An 811-nucleotide genomic window follows, 5' to 3' on the forward strand; every position below is an offset into this window, starting at 1 on the left:
CTGTCCTTCCTGAAGACGGTCGAACAGTTGCGCGGGCACGGTAAAACGTTGCAGCCCTTTACCGAAGAAACGATCGCCGACGAAGCGAGCCCGTTGGCGGAGAACGAGCTGATGGATCCCGACCATGTTCCGCGATCAGTAGGCCACAGCCTGCAGCGACTCATCGAGCGTCTGCGGCGCTGACCCCGGTCGCCCGGTCAGCCGAGCGTCACGCTGCGGGCAACCCCGGCGGCGGCGAACGGACAAGCCCGGCGGGATTGATTCCGGGCCGATTGTGGGTACAGCATCCGCAAACCAGCGTGCGACCGCAAGGAGTGTGGACATGCAGCGTCCCGACACGATGATCGAAATTCATCGCGAACGTGTCCAGGATCAGACGGTCGAGATGTTCGGCGGCGAGAAGCGCACCGAGTCGGTCGACGGCCCTGGCTATTCGGCGACGGCCACCATCGACCTGACGCTGGATCGAGTGTGGTTCATCCACGATTCGCACGAACGGCTGTGGCAGGAGGAGATAGACGGTGAATCCCGGGACCCGTTAAGGCATTTCGCCATCGACCTGGTGGTCTTCGACTCGGAGATCGTCATCGACTCGGTGACCTGCATTCCGCTGGTGGAACTGCCGCCGATGACCGTCACGATCCCGGAGGGTCCGCGTGCCGGGGAGTCACGCGAGATCCCGTACAACGAGATTCCGGTCTTCGGTCGCCTCACCGTTCACGATCAGCTCGAACCGCACGAAGTCGAGCCGGGTAAGCAGACGATCGCATTGAATTTCACGGAGCAGGACGCCCCGTTGCTGCTGGCCACC

At 62.9% G+C, this 811-nt stretch carries 1 protein-coding gene and 1 pseudogene; both read left to right on the top strand.

What is annotated here, in order from left to right; genetic code table 11:
* Positions 1–183 (top strand): annotated as a pseudogene (locus A9X01_RS03335) (phospholipase D-like domain-containing protein); the annotation flags it as partial.
* 139 nt (positions 184–322) lie between these two features.
* Positions 323–811, top strand: a 489-nt coding sequence (locus tag A9X01_RS03340) for a hypothetical protein (RefSeq protein WP_155771903.1), incomplete at its 3' end; no start/stop codon positions are given.

Origin of the sequence: Mycobacterium asiaticum (genome assembly GCF_001668675.1) — a bacterium.
In the GTDB taxonomy this organism is placed as follows: domain Bacteria; phylum Actinomycetota; class Actinomycetes; order Mycobacteriales; family Mycobacteriaceae; genus Mycobacterium; species Mycobacterium asiaticum_D.